This is a genomic window from Micromonospora sp. CPCC 205561 (assembly GCF_036906775.1).
Classification (GTDB): Bacteria; Actinomycetota; Actinomycetes; order Mycobacteriales; family Micromonosporaceae; genus Micromonospora.
Genome location: NZ_JBAKHV010000001.1, coordinates 443,588 through 462,663, shown reverse-complemented (window position 1 = coordinate 462,663; position 19,076 = coordinate 443,588). Strand labels below are relative to the sequence as shown.

Sequence of the window (19,076 nt, the reverse complement as noted above, 5' to 3'; positions counted from 1 at the left end):
CGCGGGACGTCGACGTGTCAGGACGCGGTGACCATCGGCGCGCGCGCCGCCCCGGTCGTTTCGGCCGGCTCCGGCAGTTCGTTGCCGGCGAGCGCCCGGAACCGCCGCAGCCGCAGGCTGTTCGACACCACGAACACCGAGCTCCCGGCCATGATCAGGCCGGCCAGCATCGGATTGAGCAGCCCGCTGGCCGCGAGCGGGATCGCCGCGACGTTGTACGCGAAGGCCCAGAACAGGTTGCCCTTGATGGTGGCGAGGGTGCGCCGCGAGAGCCGGATGGCGTCCGCGACCACCCGCAGGTCGCCGCGTACCACCGTCAGGTCGCCCGACTCGATCGCCACGTCGCTGCCGGTGCCCATCGCGATGCCCAGGTCGGCCTGCGCGAGCGCTGCCGCGTCGTTGACGCCGTCGCCGACCATCGCGACGACCTTGCCGTCGGCCTGGAGCCGCTTGACCAGCTCGACCTTGCCGGCGGGAAGCACCTCGGCGACCACGTCGTCGATGCCGACCTCCGCCGCGATGGTCGCCGCGACGGCGGCGTTGTCGCCGGTGAGCAGGATCGGGTGCAGCCCCAGCCGCCGGAACTGCGCGACCGCCGCCGCGCTGGTGGGCTTCACCCGGTCGGAGACCACGAGCATCCCGCGCACCGCGCCGTCCCAACCGACCATGACCGAGGTACGGCCCGCCGCGTCGGCCGCCGCCCTGGCGGCGCCGAGCCGCTCCGGCAGCTCCGCCGCCCACGACCCGAGCAGCGTCGCCCGGCCGACGAGCACCTCGTGCCCGTCCACCGTGCCGCGCACCCCGACGCCGGCCTCGCTGGTGAAGTCCGTCACGGCGGGCAGCTCCCCGCAGGCTTCCCGCGCGCCCGCCACGACGGCCCGCGCGATGGGATGCTCCGACGCGCTCTCCAGCGCGCCGGCGAGCCGCAGCAGCTGGGCGTCGGTCACCCCGTCCACGGGCACGACCTCCACCACGGACATCTCGCCGGTGGTGACCGTGCCGGTCTTGTCGAGCACGACGGTGTCGACGGTCCGGGTGGACTCCAGCACCTGCGGGCCCTTGATGAGGATGCCGAGCTGGGCGCCCCGACCGGTGCCTACCAGCAGCGCGGTCGGCGTCGCCAGGCCCAGCGCGCACGGGCAGGCGATGATCAGTACGGCCACCGCCGCGGTGAACGCCGCCGCCGCCGGCTGGCCGGAGCCGAGCCAGTAGCCGAGCGTGGCGATCGACAGCCCGATGACCCCCGGCACGAACACCGCCGAGACCTGGTCGGCGAGCCGCTGGACGTCGGCCTTGCCGGTCTGCGCCTCCTCCACCAGCCGGGCCATCTGCGCGAGCTGGGTTTCGCCGCCCACCTTCGTGGCGCGTACCACGAGCCGCCCGCCGGCGTTCACCGTCGCGCCGACGACCTCGTCGCCGGGGCCCACCTCGACGGGTACGGATTCGCCGGTGAGCATGCTGGCATCCACGGCCGAGGAGCCCTCCTCGACGACGCCGTCGGTCGCCACCTTCTCCCCCGGCCGCACCAGGAACCGGTCGCCGACGGCGAGCGCGGAGATCGGCACGATCGTCTCGACGCCGTCGCGTAGCACCGTCACGTCCTTGGCGCCCAGCGACAGCAGCGCCCGCAGCGCGGCGCCGGAGCGGCGCTTCGCGCGGGCCTCGAAGTACCGGCCACAGAGGATGAAGAGGGTCACCCCGGCGGCGACCTCCAGGTACATGTTCCCCTCGCCGGGGGTGCGCTCCAGGGTGATCCGGAACGGGTGCCGCATGCCCGGCACGCCGGCGGTGCCGAGGAAGAGCGTGTAGAGCGACCAGACGAACGCGGCGAGCGTGCCGACCGAGACCAGCGTGTCCATCGACGCGGCGGCGTACCGGAGGTTGGCGAAGGCAGCCCGGTGGAACGGCCACGCCCCCCACACCACGACCGGCGCGGCCAGCGTCAGGCAGGCCCACTGCCAGTACTCGAACTGGAGCTGGGAGAACATCGACAGCGCGATGACCGGTACGGCCAGCACGGCCACCACCCAGAGCCGGTGCCGGGCGGCCCGCAGCTCACGGTCGTGCTCGGCCGCCTCCTCGGCGGCCGGGTCCGGGGCGTCCGCCGCCGGCGCCGCGACCGGCAGCACCGGCCGGGCGGTGAAGCCGATCTCCTCGACGGCGGCGATCACCTCCGCCTGCGAGACCTGCGGCGGGACCAGCACCTTCGCCTTCTCGGTGGCGTAGTTGACGGTCGCCTTCACCCCGGCGATGTCGTTGAGGCGCTTCTCGATGCGCGCCGCGCAGGCCGCGCACGTCATGCCGCCGATCAACAGCTCCAACTGGTTCTCAGCCCTCGCCGTGCGCGGCTTCACCGGCCGGGCGGTGAAGCCGATCTCCTCGACGGCGGCGATCACCTCCGCCTGCGAGACCTGCGGCGGGACCAGCACCTTCGCCTTCTCGGTGGCGTAGTTGACGGTCGCCTTCACCCCGGCGATGTCGTTGAGGCGCTTCTCGATGCGCGCCGCGCAGGCCGCGCACGTCATGCCGCCGATCAACAGCTCCAACCGGTTCTCAGCCGTGGCCATGCGGGCTCCCCTCGGTGCCGGTGGTCGCCCCGCCGGTCGCGCCGCCGGGCGCGTGGCCACCGTTCTTGGCGGCGGCCTCGTTGCGGGCCTTGGCGGCGGCGAACGCCTCCTCGCTCAGCCCGTGCGGCGGCGGGTTCGGCCCCGGCACCCGCAGGGTGAACGACGCGGTACGCACGACGCCCTGGTGCTGGAAGTCCAGGAACAGCCGGTAGTCGCCGTAGGTCGGCGCGGTGGCGTGGAAGACGATGTCCGGGCCGGGGGCGGTCTGCCCGTCGCCCGGCGTGCCGTCGGGGTGCACGTGCAGGTACGCCAGGTCCCCGTCGCGCAGGGCGACCAGGTGCCCGAAGGCGCCCAGGTAGGGCTCCAGGTCGGTGACCGGCTTGCCACCCTTGGCGACGCTGAGCGTCAGCTTGCCGTCCTTGGCCGGCGTGAGCTCGCCGCCGAGGGTGACCGTGTAGCCGTCCACCGTGGCGGTGGTCGAGGGCGCGGGCAGCGCCTGGGGACGGTAGACGCCCGACACCGACACGTCCGCGCCGAGCGTCTCGCCGTGGATGCCCCACAGCGGCATGTAGTCCGCGAAGACCCGGTACTCGCCCGCCGCCGGGAAGGTCAGCGGCACCCGCCAGATGCCGTCCGCGCCGAGGTTCGGGTGGACGTGCTGGAAGTGCGCCAGGTCGCGGCTGGCGACGATGAGATGCATCAGCTTCTCGTGCTGCGCCTTGTACTTCATGAGCGGCGTGCCGTCGTGCTGCAGCACCTGGAAGGCGAACGTCTGGGGGGTCCCCGCCGGCACGTTGTCCGTGAGCACCTTCAGGTACATGCTCTCGTGCGAGATCGCCAGGCCGCCCGGGCCGTCCTCCCCGTGCCCGGCCGCCGGCGCGGCGGCCGGCGCGGCGGCGGGCGCCTTGGCCGGCGGGGGCCCGGCGACCCGGCCCACCACGTACGCGCTCGTCAGCACCAGCACCAGGGCCAGCACGAACGCACCGAGTTTCGTCAAGGTCTTCATCGATGACCGTCCTGTGTCTACACGAGTGGTGTGGAGGCCGTACGGCTCCACCGCAGCAGGCATGCCCCGAACGACATGCCGCCGCCGAACGCCAGCAGGAGCAGGAGGTCCCCGTCGGAGAACGCACCGGCCCGGTTGGCGTGGTCGAGGGTGAGCGGGACGGAGGCGCTGCCGGTGTTGGCGTACTCCTCGACCGTGCGGTGGGTCCGCGCGGCGGTCAGCCCGCACGCCTCCACGAGCCGGTCGAGCAGCAGCCCGTTCGGCTGGTGCGGCACCACGTGCGCCACGTCGGCGGCGTCGACGCCCGCCCGGGCGAGCAGCTTGTCCACGAACGGCGGCACGTCCTGCAGGACCAGCTCGGTGACACCGCGTCCCTGCATCCGGAAGAAGTGACCGCCGTCGGCCAGCGTCGCCGCCGAGGCCGGCAGCCTGCTGCCGCCCGCCACCACCCGGATCAGGTCGCTGGCGTCGCCCCGGCTCGCCATCTCGTACTCGACGACGCCCCGGCCGGCGGGCACCGGGCCCACCACGGCCGCCCCGGCGCCGTCACCCAGCAGCACGGCGGTGCGCCGGTCCTCGAAGTCCAGGATGCGCGAGTACACGTCGGCGCCGATCACCAGCGCGTGGGTGCCCGGTCGGTCGGCCACCAGCGAGCGCGCCAGCACCAGGGCGTGCACGAAGCCCGCGCAGACCACGTTGACGTCGAGGCAGGCGGCCCCGTAGGCGCCGAGCCGCTCCTGGACCAGGCAGGCCGTCGGCGGCTGCGGGTGGTCGGGGGTCGACGTGGACACGATGAGGTAGTCGACCCGGTCGACGCCGAGGCCCGCGTCCCGCAGCGCCAGGGCGCCCGCGCGCGCGGCGAGGTCCGAGGTGGCCTCGTCGGCAGCCGCGAAGCGGCGCGAACGAATGGCCGTCTTGGCCACGATCCACTCCGGGGTCACCCCCGGCACGCGGCTCGCGATTTCCTCGTTCGACATCGCTCGCGTGGGCACCGAGGATCCGGTGCCCAGAATTCCGACGGATGAGGACACAGCAGCCTCCAGAGAGGAAAGGCGTTCCTTGGCTGCAAATTAGCCGAGCGGAAGCATCGACCGCAATCACGCGTGGCACGCCCCCATGCCAATCACCGCGCAAATTACCGAGCAATGGGGAAACGATTTCGGGGCGATGGAAGGCGCAATTTCCCGACGGCTTCGGCGAACCGTCCGCACACGGTCAACCCATGCAATTCTTCCCGGACCGGGCATGACACGACGCGGATGGGAAGCGGCCGTCGTACACCGCCATGCTGGCACCGCGCGCCGCCGTGATCCACGGACGGGCGGCGCGGGGCGCCGGCGACGGACGGACTCGCTGCTGCCCCCACCCTCAGTGACCCTTACGATGCGATGAGTAGCCCAGGGGACTTGGAGGCGACCATGCTGACCGCGCTGCCGTCCACACCGGTGCGTCCGGCGGCGTCGGGCGTGCCGGTGCCGCCCGCCGCGCGTCCGGAACCCCGGAGGTCCCCGCGTTGACGCTCACCGGACACCAGGCCGCCGCCACGGTCACGGACGAGCTGGCCCGCCTCCCGTCGACCCCCGCCATGCGCCAGGCGCGCTGGTGCACCCTGGCCAGCGCCGCGAGCGGGGCCGCCGCGTGCCTCGTCGTCGCGTGTCTGGAGATCACGCGCGCGCCGGATCCACGGTGGATGGTCCTCGGCGGCACCGGGATACTGCTGCTCGCGGCGGCGCTCGCCGTCGCACTGTACCGGGCGGTCACCCCCGGGCCGACCCTCGCGGCGCCCGGCCGGCCGCTCGCCGGCGCCGCCGTGGCCGCCCTGCTCTCCGTCCCGCTCGTCGGGCCGGCCGGTGGCACCCCCGGGCTCGCCTGGTCGTTCGTGGGTGCCGGGCTGGTCGGGGTCGCGCCGTTGCTGCTGCCGGTCCGGTACGCGGTGCCGCCGATGGCCGCGACGGCACTGCTCGCCGCGGCGACGGCCTGGGCGCTGGAGGGCTCCGTACGCCGGGCCGTGACCGTCACGGTGGTGCTCGGGCTGTCGGTGGCGCTGTGGAACGTGCTGCACCTCTGGTTCTGGACGTTCCTCGGCCAGGCCCGGGAGGGGCGCGACGCACTGGCCCGGCTGGCGGCCACCGAGGAGCGGCTGCGCTTCGCCCGTGACGTCTACGACCTGCTCGGCAACCACCTCGCGGCGATCATCCTCAAGGCCGAGCTGGCGTCGCGGCTGGCGCTGGTGGACGGGGAGCGGACCCGGCAGGAGACCGCCGAGATGCGGGCACTCGCGGCGACCGCGCTGGCCCGGATGCGCGAGGCTGTGCACGGATACCGCCACGTCGAGCTGCGCGAGCACGTCCTCGGTGTGGCACGGGTACTGGGCGCCGCAGGCCTGCGGTGCACCGTGTCGCAACCGGACGAGGAGCTGCCGCCCGCGCTCACCGCGCCGCTGGCCTCGGTGCTACGGGAGGCGGGCACCCACGTGCTGCGCCACGAGGAGGCCCGCTGGTGCACGATCGAGGTCACCCGCGAGGGCTCCACGGCCCGGCTGACGGTCGCCAACGACGGCGCCACCGACGCGACGGCGAACGACGACGGCTCGCTGGCGGGGCTGGCCGAGCGGGTGCGGGAGGCCGGTGGCACGCTGAGGACCTGGCGGGCGGGCGGGATCTGCACCGTGCAGGCGGTCGTCCGGGCGGAGCCCTGACCCGCCCGGCGGTTCAGCCGAGCAGGCCCGGCGCGGCGCCGGGCAGGAGGCACTCGTCGGCGGTGGGCCAGCGCGTCGGGTCATCGCCCAGCGCGACGAGTTCCGCGACCTGGAGGCGGCACCACGGCGACAGCGAGATGTCCCCGGTGTCCACCGCGTACACGAAGTCCGCCCAGTCGGCCCACTCGAAGTCGTCGACGACCGCCGGGTCCGGGTCCGGGCGCTCGTCGGTCACCACCCGGAACACCGGCGACACGGCGTTCTCCGCCACCCCGTTGTCCATCACCGCGCGGTAGCGGAACGCCGGCAGCACCAGCTCGGGGGCGGGCGCGGCGAGGCCGAGTTCCGCGCCGACGGTACGGGTGACCGCCGCGGCCACGGGCTCGCCCGGCGCGGGATGGCCGTAGCAGGAGTTCGTCCAGGTTCCCGGCCAGGTCCGCGTCCGGGTGCCGCGCAGCGTGAGCAGGAGCTTCGCGTCGCTGGTGAAGACGTAGCAGGAGAAGGCGAGGTGCAGCGGCGTACGCAGGTGGTGCACGGTCGCCCCCTCGGTGGCGCCGACGGGCCGCCCCTGCTCGTCGAGTAGCACGACCTGCGGCATGGTCACGGGGTCCTTCCCAACGGGTTCAGTTCGACCGGGCGGGACCGGTCACGGTCCGGCGTCCCCCGCCGGCTCCGCCGTGGCGACGTCCCGCCGGCGCCGCCTCGTCCGGGCGGTCCTCGGCGCGTCGATGTGCACCAGCTCCGTCCGCGTGCTGATCTTGAGTTTGCGGTAGGCCCGCGTGAGGTGCTGCTCGACGGTGCTGACCGTGATGAACAGCCGGTCGCCGATCTCCCGGTTGGTGTGGCCGCGGGCGGCCAGGTTGACCACCCGGCGCTCCGCGTCGGTCAGGGTGGCCAGGCCGTCCTTCGCGCCGGCCACCGCGGGGTCGAGCGTGTCGTGGGACGGCTTTAGCCGGCGCCGAAGCAGCTCGGCGTGGCAGCCCTCGGCGAGCTGGAGGGCGTGCGCGCCCATCATCTTGGCCCGCCCGAACTCGCCGAGCGCGTGCCCGGTCTGGCTCAGGTCCGCGAAGACGTGCGCGAGCTCGTGCCGGTCCCCGCTGGCGTGCAGCAGATCCATCGCCTCGCGCAGCATCACCTGACGCTGCTTCGGCGCGTACGCCGCGGCCAGCGCCCGCAGCCCCATCCCCTTGACCCGGGGGGCGTCGCCGCCCGGCAGCGCCAGGTGCTCGGCGATCAGCTTCCGGGCCCGGTCCGGGCGGCCCATCCGCACGTGCAGCCGGGCCAGGTCGACCCGCCAGGGCAGCGCGGCGGGATCGTCGGCGCCCCAGGTCACGGCGAGCTGGCCGGTGTTCTGGAAGTCCGCGACGGCGGCGTGCCGCCGGTCCACCGCGTCGTAGTAGACGCCCCGCGCGCGCAGGTACTGCGGCCAGAACAGGCTCTGCCGCATCGCGGCCGGCGTCGGCTCCCGCAGGGCCGCCTCGGCCAGCGACAGTTGCGCGGTCATCGTGCGGGCCAGCACCAGGTGCGCCAGCGGCGAGCCGACGGCGACGCCCCACGCGGCGGGCGGCATCGCGGCCAGCGCGTCCCCCGCGTGCCGCTCGGCGGCGGCGAGGTCGCCCCGGCACAGGGCGATGGCGGCCCGCACGTCGGTCAGCACGGCGCGCCAACTGACGAGGCCGTCCGCCTCGGCCTCCTCGGCCAGCTTCTCGCACCACTCGGTGGCGCGGTCGAGATGGTCGGCGTACACCAGCACCCGCAGCGCGTGCCACACGGACACCAGTGGGGAGTCGCCCGCCCGGGCGCGTTGCAGCACCTCCTCCGCGCGGTCCACGGCGCCGCCCCGGCCGGCGCCCGGCCCGCCGGGTGCGCCGCCGCCCCGCGGGCGGCAGTGCAGCAGCCAGTCCCGGGTGGCCAGGTAGTCCGCGCCCAGGTCCGGGTCCGGGTGCCCGGCCAGGTCGCCCACCGTGCCGAGCGCCTCCACCGCCTCGGCGTGCCGACCGTGCCAGGCGAGCGAACGGGCGAGCAGCAGCGTGTCGGCCTCGTCGAGCAGGCCGGCGCGGGCCGCCTCCAGCAACGCCGGCAGGTGGCGCGGGACCGCCTCGGGTTCGGTGCGCCAGTGCACCCGCACGAGCGCCGCCTGCGCCGCGGCCCGCGCCGCGCCCTCGCCGGTCGAGCGCAGTGCCAGTTCGAGGCAGTCCACCGCCTGGCGTACGGCGCCGCCGGTGACTGCCTCCCGGGCGGCGGCGACCAGCACCGGCGTCGCCCAGGGCTCGGCCGGCTCGCCGGCGCGCAACAGGTGGGCCGTGACCTCGGCGGCGCCGGCGCCCTCCTCGTGCAGCAGCCGGGCGGCCCGGGTACGCAGGGCCGACTGGACGTCGGGCGGGCAGTCGTCCAGCACCGCGGCACGGACGGCCGGGTGGTGGTAGGCGGGTCCCCGGGTGAGGCCCGCCTCGGCCAGCGCGCCGAGCACCTGGCGGGTGGCCGCCGGGCTCAGCCCCACCAGCCCGGCGACGAGCCCGGCGGACCCGGACGGGCCGACGATCGCCAGTGCCCGGGCCACGTCGAGCAGTCGCGGGTCGCTGCGGTGCAGGCAGGCGAGCGCGGCCTGCACGAACGACTCGCCCACCGTCGGCGCGGCAGCGTCGTCGGCGTCGGCGAGCGAGTCCTCGACCAGCGCGTGCACGAGCATCGGGTTGCCACCGCTGAGCACGTGGGCGGAGGCGGCGAGCCGCCGGGCGGCATCCGGCGGGATCCGCTCGGCCAGCAGGCGACCCACGCCGTCGGGCGACAGCGGCGGCAGCCGCAGGAGGCGGCAGTGCGGCTGCCGGGTGAGTTCCGCCCGGAAGGCGGCGGCCTCGGGCCGCGCGCCGACGCAGCCGCTCAGCACCAGCATCATCCGCGCGAAGCGGATCCGCCGTTGCAGGTAGAGCAGTGCCTGCAGGGACAGGGGGTCGGCGAACTGCACGTCGTCCACGACGACCACCAGGGCCCGCTCCGCGGCGACGTCCAGCAGGACCTGGCAGACGTCCTCCAGCAGCCGCGCCTCGTGGTGGCGCAGGGCGGGTGCCTCCGGGTCGCCGCCGGGGCCGTCGTCGCGCCGCAGCAGCGGCAGGTGGTCGGCCGACATGGTCTGGGCCCGCAGGCTGTGGAAGAGCTGCCCGATGACACCCAGGCGGATGGTGCTCTCCGCCACCGAGCAGGCGGCGGTCAGCACGAGCGCGCCGGCGCCGGCGGCCACCTCGGCGGCGGCGTTCACCAGCCTGGTCTTCCCGCTGGCCACCCCGCCGTCGACGAGCGCCACCCGGCCCTGGCCGGCGGCGGCCGTCGCGTACGTCTCGGCGAGGTCGGCCAGCAGGTGTTCTCTCTCGATCAGTGCCATGTGGGACACCTCCGGACACTCCTGAGGTTCGGTCGACCGGCGACTCACCCCGGTTGCGCGGCGCGGGCCAGCGCGGTGTCGCCACCCGCTGCCTCGCCGGACGACCGGGTGTGCGCCCGGATCCGGCGCAGCACCGCGGGCATGTTGTCGTTCAGGTAGAAGTGACCGCCCGGATAAACGGCGAGTTCGAACGTGTCGTCGGTGTGCTCCTGCCACGCGCGCGCCTCGTCGGCCGTCACCCGGGGGTCCTCGTCGCCGACGAGGGCGACGATCGGGCAGGCGAGGCGCGGGCCGGGCCGGTACACGTAGGTCTCGGCGGCGGTGAAGTCGGAACGGATGGCCGGCAGCACCATCCGCAGCACCTCCTCGTCGTCGAACACCGCGTCGTCGGTGCCCGCCAGCGCGCGGACCTCGGCGATCAGGCCGGCGTCGTCGCGCAGGTGGATCCGGTCGAGCTTGCGCCGGTGCGGCGCCCGCCGGCCGGACACGAAGAGCCCGGTCGGGGTCTTGCCCGCCTCCCGCAGCCGCATCGCCACCTCGAAACCGATCATCGCGCCGAGGCTGTGGCCGAACACGGCCAGCGGCCGGTCGACCAGCGGCAGCAGCGCCGCCACCAGCCGGTCCGCCATCTCGTGGACCGAGGTGATCCCCGGCTCCCGCATCCGGTCCTGACGGCCCGGGTACTGCACGGCGAGCACGTCGACCTCGGGCGCGAGCGCCTTGGCCATCCCCAGGAAGTAGCTCGCCGCGCCGCCGGCGTGCGGCAGGCACAGCAGCCTGGTCGGCGCCTCGTCCGCGGGATGGAAGCGGTGCACCCACAGGTCGGTGTCTGTCATCTCGTTCACCCCGCGATTCCGCTCGTGGTGTCGGTGCCGGTGCCGGTGCCGCCCGTGCCGTCAGCGGCCCGCGTCGACCCGGACCTCGCTCCAGCTGATGGTGGTGGGTCGGACGGCGGCCAGGTCGCCGGTGCTCCAGCTGTCCACCACGTCGATGCGGAGGTCCGCGTCCGCCGGGACCTCGGCACCGTCGAAGAAGAAGGCATTGAGAATCTCGGTAGCATTGATCGGCATGGGAGTCCCCTCTCGCGGTACACGGCCTCGATGCTGAGCGCCACTTAAACCTCCTGGATGGCGCGTGTTCCAACAAGGTCTGCGCTCATCGGCTGCACGACCATTCATCACAACGCATTCGTGAATCGCTCATGCCCCCGGGCACGGCAGAATAGGTGCCGGCTGTCAAGACGCGAAACCGCACCGGGGTACCGCCGGTGCGTCGGCGGCCCGCTCCGCGCCTCGGCCCGGTCGCCGCGTGACCGCCGCCGGGCAGGGCGTACGCGCGGTGCTCCGGCCCGCGCGGCGAGCCGCGGGAGTCCGTCCGCCGGCACCGGACGCGTACGGTTTCGCCGGGCCGACGGGCGCCGTTCCCCGCCCCGTCGCGCGTCGTTCACCCGGCCGCACGTGACGGCTTCACGCCCGCCGCCGGTCGACCGCCGCCCGCCGGGACGAGCCGCACCGACCGATGGCCCCCGCCGTGCGCCGGCCGTGCCCGAGCGATGACCCGGGGGTGCCCCGCCGATGGCCACCGGCGGGCGGCGGCCCGGGGGCCGACGGCGCGCCCGCGCGGCACCCGGCGTGGCGCCCGTCCGCTGCCCGCCGGTCGAGCGCCCTCCCCTGGCCGGACACGCGGGCGCGGCGGTTCCCGCCGGGAACCGCCGCGCCCGCGGCACACCGCCGTCGGAGCCACCCGCGCGGTCTCCGGGCCTGCCCGCGCGGTGTCGAGCCGTACGGGACGGGACGCGGTGCGGTCGCCGGCCGTACGCGGTGCCCCGGCTACCGGTGGCGCAGCAGCACCGGCAGCGACGCCACGTCGTTCGCCATGAACGAGCGCAGCGGCTGGATCTCCTCCGGCCGCACGGCCAGCGCGAGGCGCGGGAAGCGGGCGAACAGCGCCGGCACCGCCACGGCCGCCTCCAGCCGCGCCAGCCGGGCGCCGGGGCAGAAGTGCGGGCCGGCCCCGAACGCGAGGTGCTCCTTGTTCTCCCGGTCGATGTCGAACACCTCGGGGTTCTCGTGCACCGCCGGGTCCCGGCCGTGCGCCAGGTAGCTGATCAGGATGGCGTCGCCCGCCCGGATGACGACCCCCTCGCCGAGGTCGATGTCCTCCTTCGCCCAGCGCATCGGCAGCGCCGCCACCGGGCAGTGCGCCCGCAGCGCCTCCTCGATCGCGTCCGGCCAGCGGGCCGGGTCGGCCAGCAGGGTCGCCAGCTGGTCCGGGTTGGCGAGCAGCTCGCGGACGGTGTGGTCGATGAGCGTCACGGTCGTCTGGCTGCCGCCGCCGATGAGCAGCAGCAGCATGTCGACCAGCTCCTGCTCGCTGAGCGGTTCCTCGCCCTCCACCCGGGCCGCCATCAGGAAGCTGGTCAGGTCGTCGGACGGCTCGCGGCGCTTGAGGTCGATGAGCGTACGCATGGCGACGTTCATGTCGACGTAGACCGCGGCCGACTCCTCCTCCGGCACGTTGTCGGTGTTCAGCACCACCCGCAGGATGCGCAGCACCTCGGGCCGCAGGTCGTCCGGCACCCCGAAGAGGTCGCAGATCATCCTGGTCGGCAGCTGCTGGGAGTACGTGGTGTGCAGGTCGACGGGCTCGTCCGGCGGGCGGGTTGCCAGGTCGTCGAGCAGCCGCCCGGCGATGAGCTCCAGGTGCGGGCGCATCGCGTCGATCCGCTTCGGGGTCAGCGCCGGCGCCACGAGCTGCCGCAGGCGCTGGTGCTCGCGGCCCTCCGCCGTGGACATGGACTCGACGTCCACCCACGGCGACAGCCACTTGATCTCGCCGGGGGTGTAGCTGGGCACGTTCTTCTTGACGTTGCGGGAGACCCCCGGGTGGGTCAGCAGGCGCCGGACCACGTCGCCGCGCGTGATCGACCAAGCCAGCATGCCTTCCGGTAGCTCGACGGCCACCGCGGGGCCGGCCGCGCGGAACTCGTCGATCTGCGCGTACAGGCAGGTGCCGCCGCGGCTGTCGATCTGGGCGGTGGGGGCAGCGCTGAAGTCGACCATAGTGCGCCTCCTACGATGTGAGGGAACGCAGAGAAAGGTAACCGTCGATCGGGAACTGTCCGGTAACGGAATTCTCGCAGCCGCCACGAATGTGACTGGACAATGGCGCAGCTCATTGCGACCCGCCGCCGGGCCACCCTATCGTCCATCCCACGACACTTGTCCGGAGGCGGCGATCCCGCCCCGCTCGTCGAATTCCGCGACAGACCATTTGTGCGAACGCGTGTGCGGAGGCAGAAAAACATGGACAGGATTCGTCGGGTCGGCGTCGTCGGGTGCGGCGTCATGGGCGCCGGGATCGCCGAGACGTGCGCGAGGGCAGGGCTGGACGTGCTCGTCGCGGTGTCCCGGCCGGCGTCCGTCGCGCCCGGCCTGGCGCGGCTCACCGGGTCGCTCGACCGGGCCGTGGACAGGGGCAAGCTGAGCGGTGCGGACCGGGACGCGGCGCTGGCGCGGGTGGCCTTCACCGCCGACCTGGCCGACTTCGCCGACCGGCAGTTGGTGATCGAGGCCGCGCCCGAACAGGAGTCGATCAAGCTGGACGTGTTCGCCACCCTCGACAAGGTCGTCGAGGATCAGGAGGCGATCCTCGGCTCCTGCACGTCGTCCTTCCCGATCGTGCAGCTCGGCGGCGTCACCAGCCGCCCGGAGCGGGTGGTGGGCATCCACTTCTTCAACCCCGCGCCGGTGCTGCCGCTGGTGGAGGTCATCGGCTCGGTGCGTACCGACCCCCGCACGGTCGACGCGGTCGACGCCTTCGTCACCGGCGTGCTCGGCAAGCAGGTCGTCCGCGCCCAGGACCGGGCGGGCTTCGTGGTGAACGCGCTGCTGATCCCGTACCTGATCTCCGCCGTCCGGATGGTGGAGTCCGGGATGGCGTCGGTCGCCGACATCGACAAGGCGATGACGCTGGGCTGCGCGCACCCGATGGGTCCGCTGCGCCTCGTCGACCTCATCGGGCTCGACATCGTGGCCGCCGCGGGCGAGTCGCTGTACCGGGAGTTCCGCGAGCCGCTCTACTCGCCGCCGCCGCTGCTCGCCCGCATGGTGGCCGGCGGCCTGCTCGGCAAGAAGTCCGGCCGGGGCTTCTACGAGTACGGGCGATGAACAGCTACGAGCGGCTGACCGGTCTGCTGGCGTCCCACGGCGCGGCGTTCCGGCTCATCCCGCACGAGCCGCAGGGCGTCACCTCCCCGGCCAGCCGGCTGCGCGGGCATCCGCTGTCCCAGGCGGCGAAGTGCATCGTCGCGCGGGTCAAGGTCGGCAAGAAGGTGAATCGGTTCGTGCTGGCCGTCGTGCCCGGCGACCGGCTGGTGGCGCTCGACGCGTTGCGCGGGATGTGGGGCGGCAGCTACGTCTCGTTCGCCACCCGGGAGACCGCCGAGCGGCTCTCCGGCTGCCCCAGCGGCACGATCATCCCGTTCAGTTTCCGGCACGACCTCGAGCTGGTGGTGGACCCGCTGCTGCTGGCGGAGCCGCTCATCTACTTCAACGCCGCCCGGCTCGACATGTCGATCGCGCTGGACACCCGCGACTACGTACGCCTGGCGGCCCCCCGGGTCGCGCACATCGTCGGCGCGCCCCTCGCGGAGGTGGGCTGATCATGGAACTCGCCGACCGGCTGCACCGGGTCCTCGCCGAGGCCAAGTACCTCTCCCTCTCCACCGTGACCTCCGGGCGCCGGCCGTGGACGTCGGTGCTCCAGTACGCGTGGCTGCCCGACCCGCTGCGCTTCCTCTTCGGCTCCGCGACTCAGTCCCGGCACAGCCGGCACGTGGCGGCCCGGCCCGCGGTCAGCGGGGCGCTCTTCGTCGCCGGCGACGGCGGCCTCACCCAGGTCGACGGCGCCCAGTTCACCGGCACCTGCCGGGAGCTGACCGCCGACGAGGTGCACGCGCACCACGGGACGTTCTACGACGCACTGCTGCCGGACGAGGCGAGCCGGGCGGAGTACACGCTGCCCGTGTCGGCGCTGCTGCCGCCCGCCGAGCACCGGATCTACCAGATCACGGTCGACCGCGTCTGGCTGGTGGACACCACCACCTGGCTGGAGGACCGGATCGACCGCCGGATCGAGGTGGACCTGCCCTGACGGGCGGTCCACCCCGGTCCGGGGGACTCACTCCAGCATCGTCGCCCAGAACACCGCCTCGTACGAGTGCACCATCCGCGCCGCCCGCAGGGCCTCGGCCGGGTCGTCGCCCGTGGCCAGACCCGCCGAGACCACCTCGGCCGCCTGCTCCAGCACCTCGTCCGGCGTCTCGGCGAAGTAGCGGAAGTGGGCCACCGCCGCGTCGGAGAACCCGTACCGCGCCTGGAGCGCGTCGGCCATCCGGGCGTAGAACCCGCCCGACTCCTCGACGTTGACCAGCAGCGCCAGCGGGATCGCCGAGCGCGGTCCGAAGACGGCGGTCCGCACGATGAAGTGGGGGTACGCCTGGGCCAGCGGTCGCGGCTCGTACGCCCGCAGCTCCTTCTCCCCCACCCCCACCGCGGAGGCGAACGCCGGCAGCAGGCTCAGCGCCTCCTCCTCGGCGCCCGCCATCGCCAGGAACAGCGGATCGGGGAAGCGGGCCGCCAGGTACGCGAAGCTGCGCCGGTCGCTGGCGACCAGGTGGTGCAGCTCGCCGGCGAGGGCCCGCAGCCGCCCGGCCGACACCTCACCGCGCTCCAGCAGCTCCAGGAACCGGTTGGGCGCCAGCTCCAGCGACCGCCGGCCCTGTGCCACCAGCTCTGCCACGTGCTCGTCCATCAGCCACCTCCGTAGGTGCGGTGCAGGTTCGGGCGGGTCGCCGGCCCCGGTGCGGGCTCGGCGATCCACGGCCCCTCGACGGACGCGTCGAGCACGCCCTCCTCCAGCCAGGTGAAGTTCCCGCCGAGCACCCGCCCGGCGAGCGCGGCGTCGTCGGCGTCGGTGTTGGCCCAGAGCCGCCGGCGCAGTTCGGCCACCCGCTGCCGGGACTGGTGGCAGAACGCGTCGGCCAGCTCGACCGCCGATCCGCCGAGCGCCCTGGCGTACACGCAGGCGGCGGTCATCGCGTACAGCTCGGCGGCGACGTCCACGACCCGGCCGAGGAAGAGCTGCCGCTCGGCCACCGCCTCGCCCCAGCGCTCCCGGGCGTCGGCGAGGTGCCGGGCCAGCTCGGCGCTCGTCGCGTCGACGTACGTCAGGTGCCCGGCCAGGGCGCCGAAGCCGGGCGGCGGCGCGAACGGCGTGGACCGCCCGACCGGCGGCGCCTCGTCGGCGAGCGCGTCGGTGCCGACGAAGACCCGCAGCGCCTCGCTGGAGCCGTCGAAGATCCGGCCGATGCGCAGGTCCCGGAAGAGCTGCTCGACGGGGACGCCGCGCTCGCCGCGCGCGGCGGCCGACTCGGCGGTCTCGTACCCGCGACCGCCGCGGATCTGCATCAGCTCGTCGGCGATCCGCCACGCCTGTTCCGAGCCGAACAGCTTCGCGAGTTCGCCCTCCGTGTGCGTGTCCAGCAGACCGGCGTCGGCGTGCCGGCCGGTCACCTCGACCATGGCCTCCAGGGCGAACGCGGTCGCCGCGATGAACGCGATCTTGCCGGCCACCGCCTCGTGCTCGCCGATCGGCCGGTCCCACTGCACCCGGACGCCGGACCACTCGCGGGCGATCTTCAGGCTCCACTTGGCCGCCGCGGCGCAGACGGCGGGCATCGAGAGCCGGCCGGTGTCCTGGGCGGCGAGGGCCACCTGGAGTCCCTGCCCCTCCGGCCCGATCCGGCGGCTCGCGGGCACCACGACGCCGTGCAGCCGGACGACGCCGTTCTCCAGGCCGCGCAGCCCGAGGAAGGAGCTGCGGTGCTCCACCGTGACGCCCTGCGCGGCGGCCTCCACCACGAACGCGGACATGCCTCCCGGCCCACGTTCCGACGGCGGGACCAGGGCCATCACCACGATCAGGTCGGCGATGGTGCCGTTGGTGGTCCACAGCTTCACCCCGTCGAGCCGGTAGCCGCCGTCGTCGGTGGGGGTGGCGGTGGTCCGCATCCGGAAGGGGTCGTTGCCGATGTCCGGCTCGGTGAGGGCGAAGGCGGAGATCTCGCGTACGCACCTCGGCAGCAGCTCGCGCTTCTGGGCGTCGGTGCCGAACAGCCGCAGCGGCTGGATGAGGCCGATCGCCTGGTGCGCGCCGAGCAGCTCGCCGAGCGAGGAGTGCGCGGTGCTGACGATCATCAGCGCGCGGTGGTAGCAGACCCCCGACAGGCCCAGCCCGCCGTACTCGGTGGGGAGCTTGATGGCGAACGCGCCGAGGTCGCGCAGGCCGTCGACGACCTCATCGGGGATCCGGTCCTCGCGCTCGATGAGCCGGCCGTCCACCTTGTCCACGCAGAACGCGCGCAGCCGGGCGAGGAACGCCTCGCCGGCGGGGTCGATCCCGGCGTCGGGCAGCGGGTCGAGCAGGTCGATCCGCAGTCTGCCGCGCAGGAGTTCGTTGCCGAAACTCGGTCTGGACATCGTTGCCTCCCCGTCGGCGGGTGGTCTGGTGCGGGACGCGCACGGGCCACGCCCGCCCGCCGGGGCGGTGCGGACGTGGTCCGTCGTCGAGGCGGTCAGTTCGCCGGTGCGGCCTTGATCAGCGAGAGGGGGCCCGCGGCGCCGTGGCCGCACCACTCGACGGTGAAGCCGGTCTCGGCGAGCAGGGACCGGAATTCGCTCTCGGTCCGCTCCCGGCCGCCGGCGGTCACCAGCATGTTGATGTCCGTGTAGAACATCACCTTGTTGTCGGTGTTCGCGGTGTCCGGCAGCACGGAGCCGACGATCAGCAGCGTCGCCCCGTCGGGCATGTTCGCGCGCACCGTGGCCAGCAGCTTCCGGGCGTTCTCGTCGTCCCAGTCCTGGAAGACGCTCTTGATGATGTACAGGTCGCCGCCGTCCGGCACCGACGAGAAGAAGTCGCCCGCGACGATCTCGCAGCGCTCGGCGACCCCGGCGGCGGCGAGCACGCCGGCGGCCTCAGCCACGCCGGCGGCGCTGTCGAAGCACACCCCCCGCAGGTGCTGGTGGGTGCCGAGGATCGCGGCGAGCAGCGTCCCGTCGCCGCCACCGACATCCACGACGGTACGGACGCCGGAGTAGTCGTACCCGTCCGCGACGAGCTGGGCGGACGCCCTCGACTCCTGCCCCATCGCCACGTTGAACAGCGCCGACAGCTCGGGGTGCTCGGCGAGGTGCACGTAGGCGTTCTTTCCGTGCACGTGGTCGAAGGCGCACTCGCCGGTCTCGATGGAGTGCCGCACCTGCTGCCAGGACGAGAAGAGCGTGGGGTTGGTGAAGAACCGGGTGAACGCCCACAACGAGTTCGGCGAGTCGGTGCGCAGCTGCTCGCCCACCTCGGTCAGCCGGAACTCGCCCGGCGTCGGCTCGGCCAGCAGGCCGATGGCCGCGAGGGTCCGCAGCAGCCGGTGCAGCGAGGGCGCGTGGGTGCCCGTCGCCTCGGCGAGCTGCGCGCTCGTGACACGGCCGTCGTGGATGTGGTCGGCGAGCTTCAGCTCGGCGGCGAGCGCGAGCGACTGCGAGGCCATGTACCCGCCGATGATCTCGATCAGCGCGGCACGGTTGCGGATCTTGGTGGCCAGGGTGGCCGGAACGGTGCTGGTCATCGGTCATGCCTTTCCGCGAGAGGGTGTCGAACCCACACGTTGGGCTCGATGTAGACGGCGTGGTCGTGCTCGACGCTCACCGCGACCGGGGTCAGGGCACCCGGCACGACGACCGGTCCGCTGGTGTCGAACGGCAGCCCGGTCCAGGCGCGCCACTGCGCGAGGCTGCCGGAGATCGTCATGGAGGCCGGGCAGACCTGGAGGACCCGCCCGCCCGCCCGGACGTGGACGCGCAGCCACGGATCGACCGGCAGCCCGTCCTCGCGGGTACGGGCGGCGTACCCCGTCATCGGCTCGTGCGGCTCGGCGTGCTTGCCGCTGGGCCGGACCGGCCCCACGACGTCGCGGTAGCCGTGCCGGCGGGCGTTGTCCTTGACCGCCGCCAGGACGCGGCCCGACATGTTCCGGGCCTGCATGCCCGGCACCACGGCGATCTCTAGCGCGCACAGCGCGGTGAGTTCGCGGCCGGCGTAGGTGTCGAGCATGCTCAAGCCCAGCGTCGCGTCCCAGCCGGTGTCGGGCAGGCTCGCCGGGTCGCCGTCCCACGCGAACGGCACGCTGGCCGCGCGGGCGACCACCCTGTCGTCGTCGTCGAGGACGACGAGCTGGTGCTCGGGGTACCGGTCGAAGGCCCAGCCGATCACCATCGGCTCGGGCGGGATGTACTCGGGCCACGAGGCCTCCATGTGGAGCATCCCGTCCCGCAGGTCCGGTCGTTCCGCGAGCGTCAGCACGCGCAC

Annotated in this window: 16 protein-coding genes and 1 pseudogene; 4 read left to right on the top strand and 13 right to left on the bottom strand. The window is 74.0% G+C overall.

The window, feature by feature from the left end:
* Nucleotides 1-17 precede the first annotated feature (17 nt).
* The 4 genes and pseudogenes from V6V16_RS02070 to V6V16_RS02060 form a co-directional block, all read right to left on the bottom strand.
* On the bottom strand, nucleotides 18-2,300 hold the full coding sequence (locus tag V6V16_RS02070) for a heavy metal translocating P-type ATPase (RefSeq protein WP_442934013.1): 2,283 nt from the start codon (nucleotides 2,298-2,300) through the stop codon (nucleotides 18-20).
* A 126-nt stretch (nucleotides 2,301-2,426) separates the two neighbouring features.
* Nucleotides 2,427-2,525: pseudogene (locus tag V6V16_RS27825) on the bottom strand (cation transporter); the annotation flags it as partial.
* A 28-nt stretch (nucleotides 2,526-2,553) separates the two neighbouring features.
* Nucleotides 2,554-3,573 (bottom strand): hypothetical protein, encoded by a 1,020-nt coding sequence (locus V6V16_RS02065; RefSeq protein WP_334558958.1) that lies wholly within the window; start codon nucleotides 3,571-3,573, stop codon nucleotides 2,554-2,556.
* Nucleotides 3,574-3,590: 17 nt separating this feature from the next.
* A complete protein-coding gene (locus tag V6V16_RS02060) occupies nucleotides 3,591-4,604 on the bottom strand; it encodes a 3-oxoacyl-ACP synthase III family protein (RefSeq protein ID WP_334558957.1) in 1,014 nt (337 codons plus the stop codon).
* Nucleotides 4,605-5,086: 482 nt separating this feature from the next.
* On the opposite strand from V6V16_RS02060, the gene V6V16_RS02055 reads away from it, so the two are divergent.
* Nucleotides 5,087-6,271 carry a sensor histidine kinase gene (locus V6V16_RS02055; protein WP_334558956.1) on the top strand — a complete coding sequence of 395 codons (1,185 nt, stop codon included), beginning with the start codon at nucleotides 5,087-5,089 and terminating at the stop codon, nucleotides 6,269-6,271.
* 13 nt (nucleotides 6,272-6,284) lie between these two features.
* Here the strand turns inward: V6V16_RS02055 and idi are convergent, their stop codons facing one another.
* From idi to V6V16_RS02030, 5 genes are all read right to left on the bottom strand, one after another.
* Complete coding sequence (gene idi, locus V6V16_RS02050) at nucleotides 6,285-6,869, bottom strand: isopentenyl-diphosphate Delta-isomerase (protein ID WP_334559004.1); 585 nt, start codon at nucleotides 6,867-6,869, stop codon at nucleotides 6,285-6,287.
* A 48-nt stretch (nucleotides 6,870-6,917) separates the two neighbouring features.
* Nucleotides 6,918-9,650, bottom strand: a complete 2,733-nt coding sequence (locus V6V16_RS02045; protein WP_334558955.1) for a helix-turn-helix transcriptional regulator — start codon at nucleotides 9,648-9,650, stop codon at nucleotides 6,918-6,920.
* Nucleotides 9,651-9,694: 44 nt separating this feature from the next.
* On the bottom strand, nucleotides 9,695-10,495 hold the full coding sequence (locus V6V16_RS02040; protein WP_442934007.1) for a thioesterase II family protein: 801 nt from the start codon (nucleotides 10,493-10,495) through the stop codon (nucleotides 9,695-9,697).
* A 51-nt stretch (nucleotides 10,496-10,546) separates the two neighbouring features.
* Nucleotides 10,547-10,720 (bottom strand): hypothetical protein, encoded by a 174-nt coding sequence (locus tag V6V16_RS02035; protein ID WP_334558951.1) that lies wholly within the window; start codon nucleotides 10,718-10,720, stop codon nucleotides 10,547-10,549.
* A 759-nt stretch (nucleotides 10,721-11,479) separates the two neighbouring features.
* Nucleotides 11,480-12,712 (bottom strand): cytochrome P450 family protein, encoded by a 1,233-nt coding sequence (locus tag V6V16_RS02030; RefSeq protein ID WP_334558950.1) that lies wholly within the window; start codon nucleotides 12,710-12,712, stop codon nucleotides 11,480-11,482.
* Between the two features lie 243 nt (nucleotides 12,713-12,955).
* Here V6V16_RS02030 and V6V16_RS02025 point away from each other — a divergent pair, with 243 nt between their 5' ends.
* Genes V6V16_RS02025 through V6V16_RS02015 form a run of 3 tightly spaced genes read left to right on the top strand, consistent with a single transcriptional unit; the run spans nucleotide 12,956 to nucleotide 14,804 of the window.
* On the top strand, nucleotides 12,956-13,819 hold the full coding sequence (locus tag V6V16_RS02025) for a 3-hydroxybutyryl-CoA dehydrogenase (protein ID WP_334558948.1): 864 nt from the start codon (nucleotides 12,956-12,958) through the stop codon (nucleotides 13,817-13,819).
* The gene (locus V6V16_RS02020; protein ID WP_334558947.1) at nucleotides 13,816-14,313 is read left to right on the top strand and encodes a YbaK/EbsC family protein; all 498 of its coding nucleotides are present in this window, start codon (nucleotides 13,816-13,818) and stop codon (nucleotides 14,311-14,313) included. Before V6V16_RS02025 ends, V6V16_RS02020 begins: the two co-directional genes overlap by 4 nt.
* A 2-nt stretch (nucleotides 14,314-14,315) precedes the next feature.
* Nucleotides 14,316-14,804: a pyridoxamine 5'-phosphate oxidase family protein gene (locus tag V6V16_RS02015; protein WP_334558945.1), complete on the top strand. Its 489-nt coding sequence runs from the start codon at nucleotides 14,316-14,318 to the stop codon at nucleotides 14,802-14,804.
* Nucleotides 14,805-14,831: 27 nt separating this feature from the next.
* Here V6V16_RS02015 and V6V16_RS02010 read toward each other — a convergent pair whose 3' ends face one another.
* From V6V16_RS02010 to V6V16_RS01995, 4 genes are all read right to left on the bottom strand, one after another.
* Nucleotides 14,832-15,464 (bottom strand): hypothetical protein, encoded by a 633-nt coding sequence (locus V6V16_RS02010; protein WP_334558944.1) that lies wholly within the window; start codon nucleotides 15,462-15,464, stop codon nucleotides 14,832-14,834.
* On the bottom strand, nucleotides 15,464-17,191 hold the full coding sequence (locus tag V6V16_RS02005; protein WP_334558943.1) for an acyl-CoA dehydrogenase family protein: 1,728 nt from the start codon (nucleotides 17,189-17,191) through the stop codon (nucleotides 15,464-15,466). The genes V6V16_RS02010 and V6V16_RS02005 overlap by 1 nt, the downstream gene beginning before the upstream one ends.
* A 95-nt stretch (nucleotides 17,192-17,286) precedes the next feature.
* A complete protein-coding gene (locus tag V6V16_RS02000; protein ID WP_334558941.1) occupies nucleotides 17,287-18,336 on the bottom strand; it encodes a methyltransferase in 1,050 nt (349 codons plus the stop codon).
* Nucleotides 18,333-19,076: an N-acetyltransferase gene (locus tag V6V16_RS01995; protein ID WP_334558940.1), complete on the bottom strand. Its 744-nt coding sequence runs from the start codon at nucleotides 19,074-19,076 to the stop codon at nucleotides 18,333-18,335. The genes V6V16_RS02000 and V6V16_RS01995 overlap by 4 nt, the downstream gene beginning before the upstream one ends.

Excerpts from the sequence above, each read along its gene's own strand:
- V6V16_RS02025 (WP_334558948.1), top strand. The coding sequence starts at position 12,956 with ATGGACAGGATTCGTCGGGTCGGCGTCGTCGGGTGCGGCGTCATGGGC.
- V6V16_RS02065 (WP_334558958.1), bottom strand. The coding sequence starts at position 3,573 with ATGAAGACCTTGACGAAACTCGGTGCGTTCGTGCTGGCCCTGGTGCTG.
- idi (WP_334559004.1), bottom strand. The coding sequence starts at position 6,869 with ATGCCGCAGGTCGTGCTACTCGACGAGCAGGGGCGGCCCGTCGGCGCC.
- V6V16_RS02070 (WP_442934013.1), bottom strand. The coding sequence starts at position 2,300 with ATGACGTGCGCGGCCTGCGCGGCGCGCATCGAGAAGCGCCTCAACGAC.
- V6V16_RS02030 (WP_334558950.1), bottom strand. The coding sequence starts at position 12,712 with ATGGTCGACTTCAGCGCTGCCCCCACCGCCCAGATCGACAGCCGCGGC.
- V6V16_RS02010 (WP_334558944.1), bottom strand. The coding sequence starts at position 15,464 with ATGGACGAGCACGTGGCAGAGCTGGTGGCACAGGGCCGGCGGTCGCTG.
- V6V16_RS02045 (WP_334558955.1), bottom strand. The coding sequence starts at position 9,650 with ATGGCACTGATCGAGAGAGAACACCTGCTGGCCGACCTCGCCGAGACG.
- V6V16_RS02005 (WP_334558943.1), bottom strand. The coding sequence starts at position 17,191 with ATGTCCAGACCGAGTTTCGGCAACGAACTCCTGCGCGGCAGACTGCGG.
- V6V16_RS02015 (WP_334558945.1), top strand. The coding sequence starts at position 14,316 with ATGGAACTCGCCGACCGGCTGCACCGGGTCCTCGCCGAGGCCAAGTAC.
- V6V16_RS02035 (WP_334558951.1), bottom strand. The coding sequence starts at position 10,720 with ATGCCGATCAATGCTACCGAGATTCTCAATGCCTTCTTCTTCGACGGT.
- V6V16_RS02000 (WP_334558941.1), bottom strand. The coding sequence starts at position 18,336 with ATGACCAGCACCGTTCCGGCCACCCTGGCCACCAAGATCCGCAACCGT.
- V6V16_RS02020 (WP_334558947.1), top strand. The coding sequence starts at position 13,816 with ATGAACAGCTACGAGCGGCTGACCGGTCTGCTGGCGTCCCACGGCGCG.